Source organism: Nitrospira sp. (assembly GCA_029194535.1).
Taxonomy (GTDB): Bacteria; Nitrospirota; Nitrospiria; order Nitrospirales; family Nitrospiraceae; genus Nitrospira_C.
The window spans coordinates 1807863-1825413 of sequence record JARFXR010000001.1 but is presented as its reverse complement, the minus strand read 5'-3'; the positions used below and the strand labels follow the sequence as shown (position 1 = coordinate 1825413).

Below are 17551 nucleotides of genomic sequence, written 5' to 3'. Positions count from 1 at the left end.
GATGAACCAGAGCGACGCGCCGCAGAATCAACCGCTCGTGGAGTATCAGATCGACCGCGTGGTCGACGAGACCAGCACCGAGACCAGGATCGTCGTCCTCTCCCGCAAAGGCGGCGACCCCGACGCGTTTCCGATCTGGATCGGCGCGGCCGAGGGGCACGCCATCAAGCTGGCCTTGGACGCCACCGTCACCCCGCGCCCGATGAGCCATGATCTGGTCAAGAGCTTCGCGGAGCATTTGGGGGTCACGGTCCGCCGCGTCGTCATTTCGGATGTCCGCAACAGCACCTACTACGCCACCGTCCACCTGGGAAACAACGGGGTGGACCGAACCCTCGACGCACGGCCGAGCGATGCGTTGGCGCTGGCCGTGCGGGTGCAATGCCCCATTTATATCGCGCAGGATGTCCTCGCGCGGCGGAGCACGGCCAACTTGGACGCCTGGCTCGCTAAGCTGGAGTCGAAACGCGTCGGCGCGCAGCCCGAGGTCCGCGAGATCTGAATCACTCTTCGACGTGAAGGAGCGAGAACGAATGATGTCGACTTATCTACAGAATCCGATGGACGTACAGGAAAAATGGTACCTGGTCGATGCGGAAGGCAAGACATTAGGGCGCCTGGCGGCCCGAGTCGCCGCAATTCTCCGCGGCAAGCATCGCCCCACGTTCACGCCCAACGTAGACATGGGCGACCATGTCGTGATCGTGAACGCGGAGAAAATTCACCTCACGGGCGACAAGCTGGAGACGAAGCTCTACCGTACGCACTCGGGCTATCCCGGCGGATTGAAAACCGCCACGGCACAGCACGTGTTCCGCAAAGACCCGACACGGTTGCTGACGCTGGCGATCGAGGGGATGCTGCCCAAGACTCCGCTGGGCAAGCACATGGCGAAAAAGCTCCGCGTGTACGTCGGCACCACGCATCCTCATCTGGCTCAGCAGCCGGAGCCGATCACCCTGTAACCCACTTGGACACCACCTCGGCTCACGTAGAATCATGACGATTTCGGCAGGATGCTCAAACAGGCCGTCTGGCAAGCCCGCAGCGAACGCAGAGACGACGCATCGTACGTCGCGCCTCTGCGCTATGCGAGTGCACCGAGGATGGACGTTTCCGGTATTCTGCTAACTCAAGAAGGAGGCACGGCAGTATGGCAGCGGCAATGCAATATGCGACGGGACGGCGGAAATGCGCGATCGCACGCGCCTGGGTAACCGGAACCGCCGGCGATATCATCGTCAACGATCAACCGCTGGAAAAGGCCTTTCCGCGGCTGACCCTCCGGCAGATCATCCAGTTGCCGCTCGAGCTCGCCGGCGTCTCGGGAAAGTTTTCGATCAAGGCGACCGTGCACGGCGGTGGACCGACGGGACAGGCCGGAGCGCTTCGTCATGCCATCGCCAGAGCGCTCGTGGAGCTGAGCCAGCCGCTTCGCGCCCCTTTGAAGAAGGAAGGACTGCTCACGCGCGACTCGCGCGTCAAGGAGCGCAAGAAGTACGGCCAAAAGGGCGCGAGAAAACGGTTCCAGTACTCCAAGCGCTAATCGCCGGAGCCGGCATCGAAGAAAGGGAAGGCTCACGGCCTTCCCTTTTTTATGTCCGCCGCTCTAAGACTGCGTGAAGCACCGAGACATTCGCCGTCGCGTGTTGGTTGAGCGATGAAAAAAAATCGAATCGCCATTGCAGGGGCCAGCGGCTACGCGGGAGCGGAACTGCTCCGGCTGGTCGCGCTGCATCCGCAGTTCGAGTTGGCGACCGTCACCTCGGAAAAATCGGCCGGCATGGCCGTGGCCTCGGTCTTCCCGAGCCTCGCCGGCCTCGTCTCCCATTCGTTTCAGTCCCTGGCCCCGGAGACGCTGCTGGCGGACGCCGACGCCGTCTTCCTGGCCCTGCCTCATACGAAATCGCTGGACCCCGTCGCCGCCTGCATGAAGGTCGGCAAGCCCGTCGTGGACCTCAGCGCCGACTACCGATTGAAGAATCCCGCGGCCTACGAACAGTGGTATCAGACACCGCACTGCCATGCGCACCTCTTGAAAGAGGCGGTGTATGGTCTTCCGGAATTGCATCGCGACGCCATCGCCAACACGCGGCTGGTCGCTTCTCCCGGATGCTATCCGACCGCGGCGATTCTCCAACTGGCTCCGCTGTTTGCGCACGACCTCGTTCAGCCGGATACAGTCGTGATCGACGCCAAGTCCGGCATTTCCGGCGCCGGAAGAAGCCCGGCTCTGCCTTATCACTTTCCTGAAGCGCATGAATCGCTCGAACCCTACAAGATCGGCCAGCACCGCCATATCCCCGAAATCGAGCAAGAGTTGAACGCGTTGCTTCCCGGACGACCGGCTGCAGACACCGCCGCGTCGAGGGTCGCCTTCACGCCTCACCTCGTCCCGATGAACCGTGGGATCTTGAGCACGGCGTACTGCCGGCTGAAACGCCACATGCCGCTGGCGGACCTTCGGGCTCTCTACCGCACGTATTACATTGGCGCGCCTTTCGTGAGACTATCCGAGGACATTGTCCCCAACCCCCGATACATCAAGGGATCGAATTACTGCGACATCGGCATCTATGCCGACCAGCGTGCCGGATGGGTGATCACCGTCGCCGCCGTCGACAATCTGGTCAAGGGCGCAGCCGGCCAGGCGATCCAAGCGATGAACCTCATGTTGAACCTGCCCGAAGCCATGGGACTCACGGCTCCCGCCGCCTATCCCTGATCTCGATCACCGACACCGATGTCCACACACACCGCACACACCGCCAGACTCAGGCACGGCCAGGGCATCACGGCGCCCAAGGGATTCCGGGCGGCCGGAATCCATTGCGGCATCAAGAAGCCGGAGCTTCTCGATTTGGCCCTCGTGGTTTCGGATCGACCGGGGCCGATCGCCGGCGTGTTCACGAACAACCGCGTGGTCGCCGCTCCAGTGGCGCTCGACCGTCACCATCTGCGAAAAGGTGTGGGGCGCGCGATCCTGGTCAATAGCGGCAACGCAAACGCCTGCACGGGATCGGAGGGTCTGTCCGCCGCCCGCAACACCGCCGCCGAACTGGCGAAGCGTTTAGGCATTCCGCTGCATGAGGTGTTCATCGGATCCACCGGAGTGATCGGGCGCCGATTGCCGGTGGACCGGATCCTCCGGGGCCTTTCCGAACTCGTACGGCGGTTGAGTCCGCGCGGCGGCTTGCCGGCAGCCAGGGCGATCATGACCACCGATCTCCGTCCTAAATCGGTAGCCGTTCGCGCCGACATCAACGGCGCGGGGGTCACGATCGGCGGGATGGCAAAGGGATCCGGCATGATCCACCCCGACATGGCCACCATGCTCGGCTATTTCTCGACGGACGCGGCCATCGGTCGAATCGCCCTGCAACGAGCCGTCACTGCGGCGGTCAATCAGTCGTTCAATTGCATCTCCGTAGACGGCGATACGAGCACCAACGATACGGTGCTCTGTCTGGCCAACGGCCTGGCCGGCAACCGTGTGATTCGGGAAGGCACGCCGGGATATCGCCGCTTTACCGAGCTGTTGACGGAAGCCTGCAGCACGTTGGCGCTGGCCATTTGCCGTGACGGAGAAGGTGTCACCAAGGTCGTCAAGATCGAAGTCGTGGGAGCCCGCACCATAGCGCAAGCCCGGCAGGTCGCCCGTACGATCGGCACGTCCAATCTCGTCAAGACCGCCTTCTTCGGAGAAGATGCCAACTGGGGGCGGGTGATGGCCGCCGTGGGACGGGCCGGAGTCGAGCTGATTCCTTCAAAGATCGCCCTGTCCTTCGACGGGATTCCCATGGTCAGGAAAGGGGTCGGACTCGGTCTGGCCGCTGAACGCCGCATTGCGCGCGTCTTTCGGCGCAAGGAGTTCACCGTCAGAGTGGCCTTGGGTCAAGGACGCCGTGATGCGCAGCTGTGGACGACGGACTTGTCCTTTGATTACGTCCGTATCAACGCCAGCTATCGGTCATGAGGCGGCGCGACCGTCCCACCTTCATCTTGTAATACCCTGGACAATCTGCTACTGTGCCAAGGCTTTGGAGCCGAAGAAGCAAGATGCCGGTGCGCACATTTCTGCGGGCCGGCCCACAAAACAAATTCACATCGACGCGTGGGAGCGTCGCTCGGCTTGAGAATAAGGGGGCTGGTCCCTCTCGCCGGCTGTGGCCGGCGCTCTGCAGGCCTTGAGGGGAGGTGAAGGCATGGGAGTGATCGCGATCAAGGAGTTGTTGGAAGCCGGCGTCCACTTCGGTCACCAGACCAACCGGTGGAACCCGAAAATGAAGAAATTTCTCTTCGGCGAACGAAACGGCATCTACATCATCGATCTGCAGCAGACCGTCACGCGCATGGAAGAGGCCTATGCCTTCGTCCGTGACACCGTCGCGTCGGGTCAATCCATCCTGTTCGTCGGCACGAAGCGCCAGGCCGCGGAAATTCTCCAAGAGGAAGCCGTGCGCGCCAACATGTTTTACGTGAACCAGCGCTGGCTTGGCGGCATGCTCACGAATTTCCAGACCATTCGCCGCAGCATCGACAAGATGAAAAAGATCGAGGGCATGCTGGTCGACCCGGCCCAGCACGGCCTGACGAAAAAGGAAATCTCGCAGAAACAGAAGGAACTCGTCAAGTTGCAAAAGTTCCTCACCGGCATCAAGAACATGCGTGGTCTCCCCGGCGCCGTGTTCATTCTCGATACCAGGGTCGAGCGGATCGCCGTGCAGGAAGCCACGCGTTTGGATATCCCGGTCATTGCGATTGTGGACAGCAACTGCGACCCCGACCATATCACTTACCCGATTCCGGGCAACGATGACGCCATCCGTTCCATCAAGCTGATTACATCGAAGATCGCCGAAGCCTGCATCGAGGGCAATCATCTTCGGACTCAGCGCGAGGAAGCGGAGTTCCAGTCGAGCCCGGCTGGAGACGACAAGGTCGGTACCGCCACGTTGGCCGCGGCTCCGGCATCCTGAGATCGCGGCACCCTTCTCCGCGGGATATTCAGCAGCATGTTGTCGGGCCGGCCCTCTGATCCGGGATCGTCGGGGCGTGGCGCCTCTCCCCGGTCGACGCGGTCGAATCGGGGAACGGCCTTGCCGCGTGCGCGGGTCTCCGGACCGGAGCGGCAGAATCGGACAGGAGTTTCACTTCATTCACCGTCAAAGCAAAGGACTGTCGCGCATGGCTGGTTCAAGTCAACTCGTCAAAGAGCTCAGGGAGAAAACCGGTGCCGGAATCCTCGATTGTCAGAAGGCGCTCCAGGAAAACGGAGACGACATTGAAAAGGCCGTGGACTATCTGCGGCAGAAAGGCCTCGCGGCCGCCCAGAAGAAGGCGGGACGCGAGACCAACCAAGGTCTGATCCACGCCTACATCCACATGGGAGGCAAAATCGGGGTCCTGATCGAAGTCAATTGCGAGACCGACTTCGTCGCCCGCAACGAGGAATTCAAGGCCTTCGTCAACGATCTCGCCCTTCAGGTGGCCGCGGCCAAGCCGCAATATGTCCGGCGCGAGGATGTGCCTGGCGGCACCGTGGACAAAGAGCGCTCGATCTACGAAGGCCAAGCCAAGGAGATGGGCAAGCCCCCTGCCGCATGGCCCAAGATCGTCGAAGGCAAGCTCGAAAAGTTTTTTCAGGAGAGTTGCCTGATTGAACAGGCCTTCATTAAGGATCCGGCCGTCACGGTGAAGGATCTGCTCGCTCAAAAGATCGCCAAGATCGGCGAGAACATGAACATCCGGCGCTTTACCCGCTATCAATTGGGCGAATCATGACCTCTGCCAACTATCGGCGCATCCTCCTGAAAGTCAGCGGAGAGATGCTGGCCGGTGAGCAGGGCTACGGTATCCAGCCTTCCGTTCTCGAAGGGCTCGCCGCCGAGATCGCGTCCGTCGTCGCCCTCGACATCGAAGTGGCGGTCGTCATCGGCGGAGGGAACATCTTCCGCGGCATCGCCGCCAGCGCCAGCGGCATGGAGCGCGCATCGGCCGATTACATGGGCATGCTGGCCACCGTCCTCAACGCCCTGGCCCTGCAGAACGCGCTGGAACGCGCCGGCGTCATGACTCGAGTCCAATCCGCCATCGAGATGCGCCAGCTCGCGGAGGGATACATCCGGCGTCGCGCAATCCGCCATCTTGAAAAGAAGCGGGTCGTGATCTTCGCGGGAGGAACCGGCAACCCTTATTTCTCGACCGACACGGCCGCCGCCCTGCGCGCGATGGAAATCGGAGCCCAGGTCATCATGAAGGGCACGAAAGTCGACGGGATCTATGACGCAGATCCGGTCAAGAATCCCAACGCCAAAAAGTATCAGGAAATTTCCTTTCTCGCCATCCTCAACCAAAATCTCAAGGTCATGGACGCCACCGCAATCAGCCTGTGCATGGACAACAACCTGCCGCTGATCGTTTTCAGTCTCAAACAGCAGGGGAATTTCAAACGCGTGGCCACGGGCGAGCCTCTCGGCACGCTCGTCACCGGCGAGCGCCACTAACCATTTTGGAGCCGTTATGCCGAACGCCGCCGAGATACGACAGACCGTCACGGGAAAGATGGAGGGGGCGCTGGAGCACCTGAAACGGGAGCTGGCGGGACTGCGCACGGGCCGCGCCTCCATCGCCCTGCTGGACAACATCCGGGTGGACTATTACGGTACCATGACGCCCCTCAGACAGGTCGCCAACCTGTCCACGCCCGAGGCGCGCTTGATCACGATCCAGCCATGGGAACCGCAGCTCATCAAGGAAGTCGAGAAGGCCCTCGCCATCTCGGGACTCGGCGTGACTCCCTCAAACGACGGAAAGATCATCCGTGTGCCGCTTCCCCCCTTGACGGAGGAGCGCCGGAAGGAACTCACCAAGATCTGCAAGAAACACGGCGAGGACACCAAGGTCCACATCCGGGGCTTTCGACGGGATGCGAACGAAGAGTTGAAGAAACTGCAGAAAGATGCCAAATTGACCGAAGACGAACTCCGAAAGTCCGAAGCCGACATTCAGAAGCTGACCGACCAATACACGCACAAGATCGACGATGTCATCAAGAAAAAAGAGCAGGAGATTCTGGAAGTATGACGCGGCGGCGTTTCCCGACCGCTCGTCGCGTTAAGAACGACTTGGATCGTGCTCACCACCTACGCTCACATCGATCTTGCCTCCCTCGTCCATAACCTCACCCAGATCCGACGATACCTCTCCGGCAACGCCGCCGTCTTGGCCGTCGTCAAGGCCAATGCGTACGGACACGGCGCCGCGGAAACGGCCAAGGCGCTGGTACGTCACGGCCTGTCCGTGCTCGGCGTCGTCTCGGTCGCCGAAGGTCTCGCCTTGCGGGAGGCCGGCATCGCGGCGGACATCGTCGTGCTGGGTCCGGCGTTCGACGAGCAACTCCCGGACGTCTTGCACAGTCGGCTGACGCTCGTCGTCGGCGATCAGCCGCGATTGACCGCCCTGGCACGCGCAGCCGCCGCGAAACAGCTGTCCGTGCCCGTTCACCTGAAAGTCGAGACCGGCATGGGCAGGCTCGGATTCTCAGCGGACGAGATGCCGCTCGTACTCGACTCCCTCCGGAAAGAAACCTCGCTGAGGGTCGAGGGGATGATGACGCACCTTTCGGATGCCGACGGAAAAACTTCGGACTATACCGAGCAGCAACTGGCCAGGTTTCACGAGGCACTCGAGTTCCTCAAGGCGCGCGGACTTCATCCCCCGTTGATTCACGCGGCCAACAGCGCCGCCATCGTCCGGTACCCCCAAGCGCACTTCTCGTTGGTGCGGCCCGGCATCATGCTGTACGGCTATCACACCCTTCCCGCCTCCGTGTCCGCCCCGCCGCTCAAACCGGTGATGACCTTGCGGACGACCATCGCGCACCTGCGAACAGTCAGGCCGGAGACCTCCATCAGCTACAATCGCACGTTCGTCGCGGCTCGACCCAGTCGGATCGCCGTGTTGCCGATCGGGTACGCCGACGGGTACAGCCGCCGTCTCTCCAACCGCGGAGCCGTACTGATTCAGGGCAAGCGCGCGCCGATCGTGGGAATGATCTGCATGGATATGACCATGGTGGATGTGACGGACATTCCGGCGGCGCGGATCGGCGACGAGGTGGTGCTCATCGGGCGGCAGGACCAGGAGACCATCGGAGCGGACGAGATCGCCCAATGGAGCGGCACTATTCCCTATGAAGTTCTCTGTGGGATCGGCCCTCGGGTGCCGAGAATATACGGATGAGCCACCATTTCGGAACGAGCTGAAAGACGCTTCCCACGACCGATCTCCGACCCGATGGTGACGACCACCAGCCGTTGGCAGTCCCCGCTAGAACAACAGACGGAGCGAGAGTCCTCCGGTATGCAACACCGTCCTGTACGTACCGTTCACGGTCGGATTACGGTTGCCGACGATGATACGCGTCTCATACAGGGAAGCCTGGTAAGACAGGTCGAGGCCGATGCCTTTCATTCTGACCGCCCCTACCCCAACGTCTCCGCAGCGGACCAACCCTAAGAACGAGCCGGCGGCATGACAGAGGAATCCCACGCCCCCTCCAAGAATATTCACGTCGGCAGATGGCACGCCGGGGTCGAACGAGACATCCGGCATCTGCGTCTGCTGGTTGGTATAGCCGGCGCGCAACGCCACGTCCCACGAAGGCAGCGCCTCAAGCGCAAGCCACTTGTATTCGGTGCCCACCATGACCGCATAGGTAGTATGCCAACTCAGCGGTTGAGGAATCGTCGCTCCGTTCGCCAGATGCACATCGAGGTTCTTCACCGTATGCCAGCCGACCCGGTCGACATCCAGTTCCACTTTCCATTCATGAGCCGCTGTACGATGCGGCCACACGGCGACGGCGCCGGTCATGACAGACGGCAGGACCAACGTCGCCGTGGCGTCGGACACCTTGGCTCCGTTGGCCAGAAATGCACCTGAGAGATGCAGAGTCGCCTGACTTCTATAGACGAAGCCGATGTTGATGAGGGGCCGCCCGTCTGAATTTCGCAGCGCGGTGTACAACAGACTCACGTTGAAACCAGCCGCCGTATCGGCGCCGAGCAGCTCGATTCGAGCGCCGGCCGGGATGCCCAACCCGCCGGGCCAGATCGACTGCCTCTCGACCTGTCCCTCTCCTACCAATTCGGAAAAGGTGTAGATATCGGCCCCCACCCCCAAGGACAGGCCACGGACCAGCTCATAGGCCACCGTCGGTTTGATGTCCAGCAGCGGAAGCGTATTGAAGACCGTGGCGCTGCGAAAAGGGCCGTCAGTGGGCCACCGCATCAACGAGCCAAACGGTGATGTGACGCCGATCCCCGCCGAAAGCGGCCCCAGGGCTCTCAGCCCAAGGTCCTGAAAATTGGCGGTCAGATAGAGATGGGCAGGCGGCGGCCAGGCCACACTGCCGTTTCGGTCCCCGGTGGCTGTCACGCCGGTCGGACCGGCAAACCTGGTCGTGCCACCCGACAGCAGCAACCCTCCCATGAATTCGACCGCGTGAAGCCCGGTGAGCCCGGCGGGATTATAGTGAACGGCGGACGGATCGTCCGCTTGCGCGGCAAAGGCATTGCCCATAGCCGAAGCCGCCGTGCCCTGGCCTTGTATACGAGGCACCTGAGCCGACGCTATCCGGGGCGCAGCCGCCGCGCCGCACAACCCCACGAGCGTGAGGACCACGCCGGACAGCCGGCCGACCCGGACCCTCCTCAGTCGAATCCAGTCTGACAGTCCGCCGGCCCATTCCACTACGACGGCCTGCCTCATTCAGCAGCCTCTCGGCTCGCAGGTTCCGCGGCCCCGAACCAGGTGTTCACTACCTGCTCCAATTCGTCCGCATGAAACGGCTTCAGCAGATAGGCTTGGGCGCCACTCCCAATGGCCTGCACAGCCGTGTCCCTGGCCCCAGACGCCGTCACCATCACGATCGGGACCTGTTGATCCTTCCGGCGGATCCGTCTCAGCAATTCCATGCCGCCGATCGACGGCAGGCCGATGTCCAGGATCATGCCCGAGAACGTTTCCCGACAGATCGCTTCCAGAGCCCGGAGACCGTCGCTTTCCGATCGGACGTCATAGCCCTTGGCCCTCAGGCGATCTTCCAAATATTGCCGAATGTCCGAGTCGTCATCGACCACCAGAACCGGCGCCATCCGATTGATCCCCCCTTTCACATGGATGTTCGGTGGAGACCACAGTGGAAGAGTGACCGAAAACTCCGCCCCTTCGTCCTCGCCGCTCCGCGCCTCGATGGCGCCTCCATGCAATTCGACGAGGGTGCGCACGATGGAGAGCCCCAGTCCCAATCCCTTGGTCTCGGTCCGCGCCTTCAGCTTGAAGAATGGATCGAAGACCTTGTCGATGAATTCAGGGGGAATACCGGGACCGGAATCCTGGACGGAAATCTTGGCGGCGCACGGATGCGCCATCGTCACCTCCACGGTGACGCATCCGCATTCCGGCGTGAACTTCACCGCATTCTGGACCAGGTTGGTGACGATCTGGAACAGCCGATCCCGATCAGCCCAGACAATCAACGGAACGGAGGGATACACCGCCTCCAGCTTGTGCCGCTTGCCTTGAGCCAGAGGCCTGAGCTGCTCCACTGCATCGGACACCGCGTGGGCCAGATCGACCTGGGCCGGAACCAACTCCAGCCGGCCGGTTTGAATCCGCGTTTGGTCGAGAAGATCGTCGATCATGCGGATGAGGCGCTCGGAGTTTTCCAGCACACGGAACAGATATCGCTGCTGTTTCTCGTTCACCGTCCCGGTCAGTCCATCCAACATGTTCTGCAGAAAGCCCTTGATTGATGTCAGCGGCGTTTTCAGTTCGTGCGACACATGGGACAGAAACTGCGAACGCAGACGGTCCGCCTGTTCCAGTTCGGCCGTGCGCTCGCGGACCTTGGCTTCCAATCCCACGTTGAGCTCTTCGATTTGGCGGTACGCAGCCGCGTTGTCCATCGCCCCGGCGACCTGGTGGGCGAAGGTGACCAACAGCTCAAGATCCTCAAGAGTCAGACAATGCTCCTGCATTCGATCGACCATCAGGCAACCGAGGATGCGATCTTTGGCCTTCAGCGGCACGACGATGAACGCCTTGGTCCCGATCAGCATCGCCAGTTGCTTGGTCGATGGATGCAGGCGTCCCCACACCGTCCGGATATCGCCAATCAGCAGCGGGGTGCCGCGCAACAACACCGTGCCCTCCGGACTCTCGGGGTCCGACACGGGAATGACGCTGGCACGGGCTCGAGCCGTGACCTCGGGAGACACGCCGACGAGTCTCGCGTCCTTGGCCACCTGTTGGTCCGGGTCATAAAACGAGATCATGGCTCTGTCGAAATGCAAGTCACTGGTCAGGGTCTCCAAGACCTGTTGCAGCAACACCTCACGGTCGAGCATGGAACTGAAGAGCAGCCCGGCTCGATGCAGGACCATCAGATGGCTGATCTTTCTCCGCAACTCCACGCGCGTCTGCTCCTGCTCAAGATAGGCGTCCCGAAGCTGTTCATGGCGCGATTCCACGTCGGCCATCTGTTCTTTAATCAACGTTTCCCGCAGTCGGCTCTCCTGATGCAACCGTCGATTGATCAGCGTTCCGGACACGATTATCGGCACGAGCGCCGCCAGGGCGAGTTCTCCGATGCTTACCCCGGAAAACAAGGATCGCATCGCCGCCGCCGCCAGCGCCCCGACGAGCGCGCCCCACACATGCCATGCGACATGGCGGTTCGACTGCGACTGCCATCGAACCTCCCACTCGCAGTGCGCGTCGCCCCTGACAATGCATGCCCGATCCGTCACGGTGGACGGCGGCAGCCCATGCAGCTTCGCCGGAACCATGGCCAGCCGCCCTTTGACGGACTCGCAGATCTGCGCTGCGCAAGCTTTTCGGTAGGATCCGAATTGCTCATAGACCCGCTGAGTCAGACTCAAGCGCAGCACCGCCGATGATTCCGTGACGGCGACGACCGAATAGTCCAGACCCCGGGCGAATTTCTTCGCGTAATAGGGATACATACGGTGGACTTGCGCCAGGCTGAAGGGTCGCCCCAATGCCTGAATCAGCGGGGAAATGTGCTTCTCCCGTCCGACGTTCCGGTAGAACGCGGGATCCTCGGACAGTTCCCGACAAAACTCGCGCAGATACGACGTGAATTCGTACGAGTAGCTGTTCCAGACATTGCGCAACTGCTCGAGCGTCACGTGGTGCGAGGAATCGCGCAAGCGTCGGTTGAGCAGCCGGCACAGCTCCTCGATGGCTCGTCGAGCCGCCTCGGTCCCTTTGGTCCGAGTCATCCACTCCTCCAGATAGTCCACGTTGTCGCGGATGACGATGCCACTGACGTCTCGGACCGGTTCGCCGCGCGCATCGACACCGAACGGGACGAACTGCATCGTTCCCCGTTCCAGAATCGTATGGTCCTGCGACAGCAAATGAGGTGTCATCACTGGCCTTGATTCGGATTCCGAGCTATATCCCAACCATGTCGTCAGTCGCGGCACTCTTGTGTGGCGCTCAATCATTTGGACCAGGGCCGTTCCACTCCAGTCCGTCAGACTGCTTCGCAGAGCCCTTCGGCAAATGTCTCACCGAAAACAGGCGGCGGATTCCAGTTCGCAGCTTTTCGCATTACGCAAAGGACGTACCTTTGTCGTATAGCCTACAGCTGCGAACAACCGTCTGAATCTCTCTGCATCCCGGTTGAGACGACGTGAGGAGATAGGATGGGACCAGGCACGGAGGCTGGTCAGTATTGATTGAGATACAAAAAGGGAAGGAAAAGATACAGAAGTCGAGGCCGTGGAACCAACGGCCGTCGCGTCAGGTCCGCACGTGGCGCTTCAGCCGACGTTCCACGCTCTTGACTTTTCCGGACAACCGGCCGGAATGGTCTTTTCGGTAGTCGATCTTGACCGAACAGGAAATCCGGTTACAGTCCTTCTTCATGCGTTCATAGCACTTCTTCACCACCGCCATCACCTCGTCCCACTCCCCTTCCAGGACGGTTCCCATCGGATTCAGGCGATACTCCACACCGCTCTGATCGACGATGTCCAGCGAACGGGCGACGTACTTTCCCACGCTCTCGCCCTTGCCGATGGGGGACATGCTGAACTCCAACAACACCATGGTCGTCACTCCTCCTCGCTTCAAGGCTGCGCCGGGCTGCCGGCTTTCTCCTGGGCTCGATGATCGAGCCAGACCTTCGGATACTGTACCTTACCCAAGAATCGGAACCCATCGAGAGCTTCCCGCAGAAGCGTCCGCCGCTTCTCCACATCCGGCTCATCCTTTTTCGCCTGTTCTCGCAACTCCCCCAGCCACTCCACGAATGCCGCGAACTCGCCGTCGAGAATCCGCTCCAAATCCTCCTTCATGAAACCCGAGAGCGCCGGAGCTTGGCCGCTGGTGCTGATGGCCAGACGCATGTGTCCGGTCGCCACGACCGCCGGCATGTTCACGCTCGACGCTTCGGGAAAATCCACCGACCACAACAACACCTTTTTCTCGCGGGCCTTGGCGAACAGCGAGCGGGCGAAGTCCCGATCCCCTCGCACCATGTTCAGGATCAGAACGGCGCTTTCCAAGTCAGCCTCGCGGAAATGACGCCCGCGGTGGACCACTTTCGCGGACGCGGCCAGTTGCTTGAGGTGATCGTGCAACATCGGCGCGACCACCGTTACTTTGGCGCCGGCATCCAACAATCGTTGCGTCTTTTCCGCCGCCTCCTCATCGCCCCCGAGCACCACGACGGGATAACCTCTAACATCAAGCGACAAGGGAAAACCTGGATTCGCAGCCATGGCTCACTCCTTCAATGTGCCTTCACGTAGTTTAAAACGGTCCTCAGGCCGCGCCGCCGTTCTTCACTCGCACGACTCGCGCATCGAGACCGTCTGCTACCTTCCAAAGTCTTGATCATACAATAGTCCGTTTTCCATCGTAAACTGCGCCCTCCCCTTGGTCGTGGGTCACTTTACTCCTGCGTCATACCCGCGTAGGCGAGCATCCACTGCTCGATCAAGCCCCCTATTAGGGGAGGACCGTGACCGGATTCCCGTTTCCGCGGGAATGACACACGTCAGGGTGGCTGATGGCACACTGATCCGCTACCCTCCCCTTTTCCGATTGGCCCCGGTATAATGCGCCCCGCCAAAGAAGAAAGTTGAGGCTGAGGAAACCATCTCGCATGTCAGGATTCACAGCGAAATCAATCGGCATGGCCGGCAGCATCATCGGCCTCGCGGCCGTCGCAGCGTGGCTCGGCCTGGCCCATAGCTGCGATCCTCAAACCGGCGAACCGGTGATCGCCGGTCGGGTCCAGATCGCGCCTGGGCTCGCCGGCCAAGTGCGTCCGACCGACGTGCTGTTCGTGATCGTGCGCCGACCAGGCTCCTCGCCCAGACCGGTCGCGGCCAAGCGAATCGACCAACCGGTATTTCCCGTGTCGTTCGAGATCACCAACGCCGACGTCATGGTTCAAGGCTCGGAACTGCGCGGGATGGTCGATGTGGTCGCCAGGCTCGATCGAGACGGCCAGGCGGGGCCGGCCCAGCCAGGCGATATCGAAGGGCGCTACGCGAAAAACCCCACGCTCCCTGGTGGACGGAATCTGGAAATCATTTTGGACACGGTGAAGAACTAGGAATATGAATTTGCAGTGGAGAGGGTTTTATTCTTGAATTGCCCTAAAGGATGTTCAAAAAGTCCGCCCGCAAGGCCGCATCGAGTGAAGGCACGAAGCGTACGTCTTTCGGTATGTTGAGAGTCTGAACGATGTGAGAACGCAGCGGGAGGGCTTTTTCAACATCCCTAACCGGAGGGGTCGGCGTCAAGCTCCATATTCCAATACAGATAATCCCGCCAACTCTCGGGTGTATTCCTGATCCCAATGGTGATCGTCACGATGGGGCTCCAGCGCGGCTTGACCGGCCGCTTCATCAGGCGCATGCCCGCTTCATCCGGCGTGCGGCCGCTCTTGCGGTTGTTGCAGCGCCAGCAGGCGGTGACGATGTTCTCCCAGGTCTTCCTGCCGCCCTTGGCGATCGGCACGACGTGGTCGAAGGTGAGCTCTTCCGTCCGATACTTCGTCCGGCAGTATTGGCAGGTGTACCCGTCTCTGGTAAAGATGTTGATGCGTGAAAACTTGACTGCCCGATGACTGTCCTTCAGACGAACCAGCTTGAGCAGCCGCATGACCGACGGCAGCTTGAAGGAGATCGACACTCCGTGGATCTCGCGATCGTACACCTCCAGCACTTCGACTTTTCCTTGCCAGAGCAACGCAATCGCTTTTTGCCAATGGACGACACGCAGGGGTTCATAGGTGGAATTGAGCAGGAGGGTCATTTCCATTCGGAAACCTCATTCCCAACCGAGGCTCCTTCGTCGAGAGGGCCTTTTGCCGGTCTGGGTACGCTCACGTATGTCTATGCCATAAGGCAGCCGCTAAATCAAGCTACGGGCCGTTCCGGGGTGGCATGTCCCCGGCAGACTGCCTAGAAGAACGGTCAAGAGTAGGAATGATGTCGGACTTCGTCACTGTCGCCATGGTCGATCAGATTCCTCCAGGAACCTCGCGTACCGTCGAAGTGCACGGCGTGCGCATTGCGCTGTTCAACGTCGACGGTACCTACTACGCAGTGGACAACACCTGCCCCCATGCGGGCGGACCGCTGGGCGAAGGATTCGTGAAAGGGGATGTGGTTGAATGTCCCTGGCACGGATGGGCGTTCAACCTTCGCACCGGCGAGCGCTCCGGTAATCCGAACATCACCGTCGCTTGCTGTCCGGTCCAGGTGGCGGACGGCGAGATTCAGGTCGCGCTGCCGCCGAATTTCGATCCGCACGGAGCCTGACTCAGGCAGGCCCTCGCACGCCGGGAAACTGCGGCACGGACGGCCCGGCCGGGTCCGGTTGATCCGGCTCTTTCGGTGTCACTCCGTCGGCCGGTAGCGATGCGGCATTGACTTTCTTCAACGACAGATTGGCGTGCCAGATGAACTCGCGTTCGAACCATTGCCCTCCCACCCCCTGATCGCGGAGTTGCACCCGTATCTCGTAGAGATCGCCGTCGACCTGCTTCACGCGCCACTCGCCGAGCCTCGCATTGAGCCCCCGATCCTTCATGGACCTGACATGCTCGGTCATGGCCTGGAGTATGGTCGGATAGCCCAATGCGCGGTGAGTCTGCACCAGGGCCAGTGCATCGGCGCTTCGCCGGTCGATCATGGGATTGACGACGGGAGGCTTCGTCCAGATAAAGTAGGCCGCCCCCACGAGGAGGACGACGACGGCGAGATAGTGGAGCGCCTTGACCATAGCGAAAGAAACTCATCATAGAAATGCAGTGCTCACGAAGTCAATCTGCCGGAGCAGAGCCGAGTTTCGGGTTTCAGGTTTCTTGTTGTCCGGGCGGACGAAACACGTAACACGAAACAGTCCCGGACACTCGCATCTCGAAACGGTCAACCGGTGTCTTGTACGGTCGAAAGCCGATATGCTACAAGTACCGACCTGGCAGGATTCGCTCTCTCGAAATCATATATCCGGCACAACCCTGAGGCGTAGAACCATCCATGAAATTCTTTCTCTACGGCGACAATGTCAACCCGACCCAGCTCAAGCGACGGGCCCCGGAGCATCAGTTCGTGACGCTGGCGACGCTCCCCGAGCATACGATTCAGTTCGGCCGCTGGTCGTCGCAGTGGCGTTGCGGCCTGGCCAACGTCGTTCCTTCACCGGGGGAAAAAGTGTGGGGCGCGGTCTTCGAAGTGACGGAGGAAGACGTCAAGCTGCTGGACCAGTTCGAGGACGACGTGCCGCAGGGCGCCTATCGCCACGTACAGGTCACCGTGCACGACGAAGCGGGCGAAAAAATGCTTGTGACCACTTACGCCGCCGAATCCATCGGCAAGTTCAAGCCCAAGGACCATTACCTCGATTGGGTGATCAAAGGTCTCAAACACTGGAAGTTCCCAGAGGAATGCATCGAGCAGTGGCAGTTGTATAGGCCGCAGTAAACCAGGGAGCAGATGGCGTATTGCATAGAGCAGGTGGTAGGACGGAGCAGGTTTTTTGAGGAATGCCTCCGCTTAGCTTACGTGCCCTAAGCCATAGGCCATTCGTTCCCCGAAGAAGGAGCACTCATGCCGAAGCCGAAGTATCATATCGTCGTCTGCACCAACGCCAGGCCCCCAGGCCATCCAAAGCCCTCGTGCGGCAGCCAGGGCTCCGCGCAATTACTCATGACCTTCAACATGGGCCTGATGCAGCGAGGCGTGATGCCGGGCGAGGTGCTCGTGACCGGTTCTTCCTGCCTCGGTCCCTGCGAGCAGGGCCCGACCGTCGTCGTGTATCCGGAGGGAACCTGGTATTCCAAGGTCACGGAAGCGGACGTCGCCGTCATCCTCGACGAACACATCAAGGGCGGGAAGCCGGCGGCGAAACTCAATCCGGACGCCGTCTGGAAATAATTGAAGACGTAACTGCATCAGTCCTTCTGCTGAGGATGCTCAAAATGGTCCTGTAGCGA

General features: G+C 60.9%; 20 protein-coding genes. 14 read left to right on the top strand and 6 right to left on the bottom strand.

The window, feature by feature from the left end:
- Position 1: 1 nt before the first annotated feature.
- From P0111_08365 to alr, 10 genes are all read left to right on the top strand, one after another.
- Positions 2–502 carry a bifunctional nuclease family protein gene (locus P0111_08365; protein MDF0644032.1) on the top strand — a complete coding sequence of 167 codons (501 nt, stop codon included), beginning with the start codon at positions 2–4 and terminating at the stop codon, positions 500–502.
- A 31-nt stretch (positions 503–533) separates the two neighbouring features.
- On the top strand, positions 534–965 hold the full coding sequence (gene rplM / locus P0111_08360; GenBank protein MDF0644031.1) for a 50S ribosomal protein L13: 432 nt from the start codon (positions 534–536) through the stop codon (positions 963–965).
- A gap of 188 nt (positions 966–1153) precedes the next feature.
- Positions 1154–1546 (top strand): 30S ribosomal protein S9, encoded by a 393-nt coding sequence (gene rpsI / locus P0111_08355; GenBank protein ID MDF0644030.1) that lies wholly within the window; start codon positions 1154–1156, stop codon positions 1544–1546.
- Positions 1547–1660: 114 nt separating this feature from the next.
- Positions 1661–2725, top strand: a complete 1065-nt coding sequence (gene argC / locus P0111_08350) for an N-acetyl-gamma-glutamyl-phosphate reductase (protein ID MDF0644029.1) — start codon at positions 1661–1663, stop codon at positions 2723–2725.
- A gap of 18 nt (positions 2726–2743) precedes the next feature.
- The gene (gene argJ, locus P0111_08345; protein MDF0644028.1) at positions 2744–3976 is read left to right on the top strand and encodes a bifunctional glutamate N-acetyltransferase/amino-acid acetyltransferase ArgJ; all 1233 of its coding nucleotides are present in this window, start codon (positions 2744–2746) and stop codon (positions 3974–3976) included.
- 229 nt (positions 3977–4205) lie between these two features.
- On the top strand, positions 4206–4979 hold the full coding sequence (gene rpsB / locus P0111_08340) for a 30S ribosomal protein S2 (protein ID MDF0644027.1): 774 nt from the start codon (positions 4206–4208) through the stop codon (positions 4977–4979).
- A 208-nt stretch (positions 4980–5187) separates the two neighbouring features.
- Positions 5188–5784: a translation elongation factor Ts gene (gene tsf, locus P0111_08335; GenBank protein ID MDF0644026.1), complete on the top strand. Its 597-nt coding sequence runs from the start codon at positions 5188–5190 to the stop codon at positions 5782–5784.
- A complete protein-coding gene (gene pyrH / locus P0111_08330) occupies positions 5781–6506 on the top strand; it encodes a UMP kinase (protein ID MDF0644025.1) in 726 nt (241 codons plus the stop codon). Before tsf ends, pyrH begins: the two co-directional genes overlap by 4 nt.
- Positions 6507–6522: 16 nt before the next feature.
- Entirely contained in the window at positions 6523–7086 is a 564-nt protein-coding gene (gene frr, locus P0111_08325) for a ribosome recycling factor (GenBank protein MDF0644024.1), read from the top strand.
- Between the two features lie 48 nt (positions 7087–7134).
- Positions 7135–8244, top strand: a complete 1110-nt coding sequence (gene alr, locus P0111_08320) for an alanine racemase (GenBank protein ID MDF0644023.1) — start codon at positions 7135–7137, stop codon at positions 8242–8244.
- 87 nt (positions 8245–8331) lie between these two features.
- On the opposite strand, the gene P0111_08315 is transcribed toward alr, so the two are convergent.
- The 4 genes from P0111_08315 to P0111_08300 all read right to left on the bottom strand — a co-directional run bounded on the left by P0111_08315 (position 8332) and on the right by P0111_08300 (position 13820).
- Positions 8332–9774, bottom strand: a complete 1443-nt coding sequence (locus P0111_08315; GenBank protein ID MDF0644022.1) for an outer membrane protein transport protein — start codon at positions 9772–9774, stop codon at positions 8332–8334.
- Positions 9771–12461: a response regulator gene (locus P0111_08310; protein MDF0644021.1), complete on the bottom strand. Its 2691-nt coding sequence runs from the start codon at positions 12459–12461 to the stop codon at positions 9771–9773. The genes P0111_08315 and P0111_08310 overlap by 4 nt, the downstream gene beginning before the upstream one ends.
- Before the next feature lie 376 nt (positions 12462–12837).
- Positions 12838–13146 carry an MTH1187 family thiamine-binding protein gene (locus P0111_08305; protein ID MDF0644020.1) on the bottom strand — a complete coding sequence of 103 codons (309 nt, stop codon included), beginning with the start codon at positions 13144–13146 and terminating at the stop codon, positions 12838–12840.
- Positions 13147–13166: 20 nt separating this feature from the next.
- Positions 13167–13820 (bottom strand): bifunctional precorrin-2 dehydrogenase/sirohydrochlorin ferrochelatase, encoded by a 654-nt coding sequence (locus tag P0111_08300; GenBank protein ID MDF0644019.1) that lies wholly within the window; start codon positions 13818–13820, stop codon positions 13167–13169.
- A 386-nt stretch (positions 13821–14206) separates the two neighbouring features.
- Here P0111_08300 and P0111_08295 point away from each other — a divergent pair, with 386 nt between their 5' ends.
- Positions 14207–14662 carry a hypothetical protein gene (locus P0111_08295; protein MDF0644018.1) on the top strand — a complete coding sequence of 152 codons (456 nt, stop codon included), beginning with the start codon at positions 14207–14209 and terminating at the stop codon, positions 14660–14662.
- Between the two features lie 167 nt (positions 14663–14829).
- Here P0111_08295 and P0111_08290 read toward each other — a convergent pair whose 3' ends face one another.
- Entirely contained in the window at positions 14830–15372 is a 543-nt protein-coding gene (locus tag P0111_08290; protein MDF0644017.1) for an HNH endonuclease, read from the bottom strand.
- A gap of 167 nt (positions 15373–15539) precedes the next feature.
- Between P0111_08290 and P0111_08285 the strand changes: the two genes are divergently transcribed.
- Positions 15540–15875: a non-heme iron oxygenase ferredoxin subunit gene (locus P0111_08285; protein MDF0644016.1), complete on the top strand. Its 336-nt coding sequence runs from the start codon at positions 15540–15542 to the stop codon at positions 15873–15875.
- Between the two features lies 1 nt (position 15876).
- Here the strand turns inward: P0111_08285 and P0111_08280 are convergent, their stop codons facing one another.
- Positions 15877–16338: a hypothetical protein gene (locus P0111_08280; protein MDF0644015.1), complete on the bottom strand. Its 462-nt coding sequence runs from the start codon at positions 16336–16338 to the stop codon at positions 15877–15879.
- A 257-nt stretch (positions 16339–16595) separates the two neighbouring features.
- On the opposite strand from P0111_08280, the gene P0111_08275 reads away from it, so the two are divergent.
- Positions 16596–17039, top strand: coding sequence for a gamma-glutamylcyclotransferase (locus P0111_08275; GenBank protein ID MDF0644014.1), 444 nt, complete (start codon positions 16596–16598; stop codon positions 17037–17039).
- Positions 17040–17165: 126 nt separating this feature from the next.
- Positions 17166–17492 carry a (2Fe-2S) ferredoxin domain-containing protein gene (locus P0111_08270; protein ID MDF0644013.1) on the top strand — a complete coding sequence of 109 codons (327 nt, stop codon included), beginning with the start codon at positions 17166–17168 and terminating at the stop codon, positions 17490–17492.
- The last annotated feature ends 59 nt before the right edge of the window (positions 17493–17551 follow it).

Bases quoted from the DNA above. Each gene is read 5' to 3' on its own strand.
- P0111_08365 (MDF0644032.1), top strand. From the start codon at position 2: ATGAACCAGAGCGACGCGCCGCAGAATCAACCGCTCGTGGAGTATCAG.
- rplM (MDF0644031.1), top strand. From the start codon at position 534: ATGATGTCGACTTATCTACAGAATCCGATGGACGTACAGGAAAAATGG.
- rpsI (MDF0644030.1), top strand. From the start codon at position 1,154: ATGGCAGCGGCAATGCAATATGCGACGGGACGGCGGAAATGCGCGATC.
- argC (MDF0644029.1), top strand. From the start codon at position 1,661: ATGAAAAAAAATCGAATCGCCATTGCAGGGGCCAGCGGCTACGCGGGA.
- argJ (MDF0644028.1), top strand. From the start codon at position 2,744: ATGTCCACACACACCGCACACACCGCCAGACTCAGGCACGGCCAGGGC.
- rpsB (MDF0644027.1), top strand. From the start codon at position 4,206: ATGGGAGTGATCGCGATCAAGGAGTTGTTGGAAGCCGGCGTCCACTTC.
- tsf (MDF0644026.1), top strand. From the start codon at position 5,188: ATGGCTGGTTCAAGTCAACTCGTCAAAGAGCTCAGGGAGAAAACCGGT.
- pyrH (MDF0644025.1), top strand. From the start codon at position 5,781: ATGACCTCTGCCAACTATCGGCGCATCCTCCTGAAAGTCAGCGGAGAG.
- frr (MDF0644024.1), top strand. From the start codon at position 6,523: ATGCCGAACGCCGCCGAGATACGACAGACCGTCACGGGAAAGATGGAG.
- P0111_08315 (MDF0644022.1), bottom strand. From the start codon at position 9,774: ATGAGGCAGGCCGTCGTAGTGGAATGGGCCGGCGGACTGTCAGACTGG.
- P0111_08310 (MDF0644021.1), bottom strand. From the start codon at position 12,461: ATGACACCTCATTTGCTGTCGCAGGACCATACGATTCTGGAACGGGGA.
- P0111_08305 (MDF0644020.1), bottom strand. From the start codon at position 13,146: ATGGTGTTGTTGGAGTTCAGCATGTCCCCCATCGGCAAGGGCGAGAGC.
- P0111_08300 (MDF0644019.1), bottom strand. From the start codon at position 13,820: ATGGCTGCGAATCCAGGTTTTCCCTTGTCGCTTGATGTTAGAGGTTAT.
- P0111_08295 (MDF0644018.1), top strand. From the start codon at position 14,207: ATGTCAGGATTCACAGCGAAATCAATCGGCATGGCCGGCAGCATCATC.
- P0111_08290 (MDF0644017.1), bottom strand. From the start codon at position 15,372: ATGGAAATGACCCTCCTGCTCAATTCCACCTATGAACCCCTGCGTGTC.
- P0111_08285 (MDF0644016.1), top strand. From the start codon at position 15,540: ATGATGTCGGACTTCGTCACTGTCGCCATGGTCGATCAGATTCCTCCA.
- P0111_08280 (MDF0644015.1), bottom strand. From the start codon at position 16,338: ATGGTCAAGGCGCTCCACTATCTCGCCGTCGTCGTCCTCCTCGTGGGG.
- P0111_08275 (MDF0644014.1), top strand. From the start codon at position 16,596: ATGAAATTCTTTCTCTACGGCGACAATGTCAACCCGACCCAGCTCAAG.
- P0111_08270 (MDF0644013.1), top strand. From the start codon at position 17,166: ATGCCGAAGCCGAAGTATCATATCGTCGTCTGCACCAACGCCAGGCCC.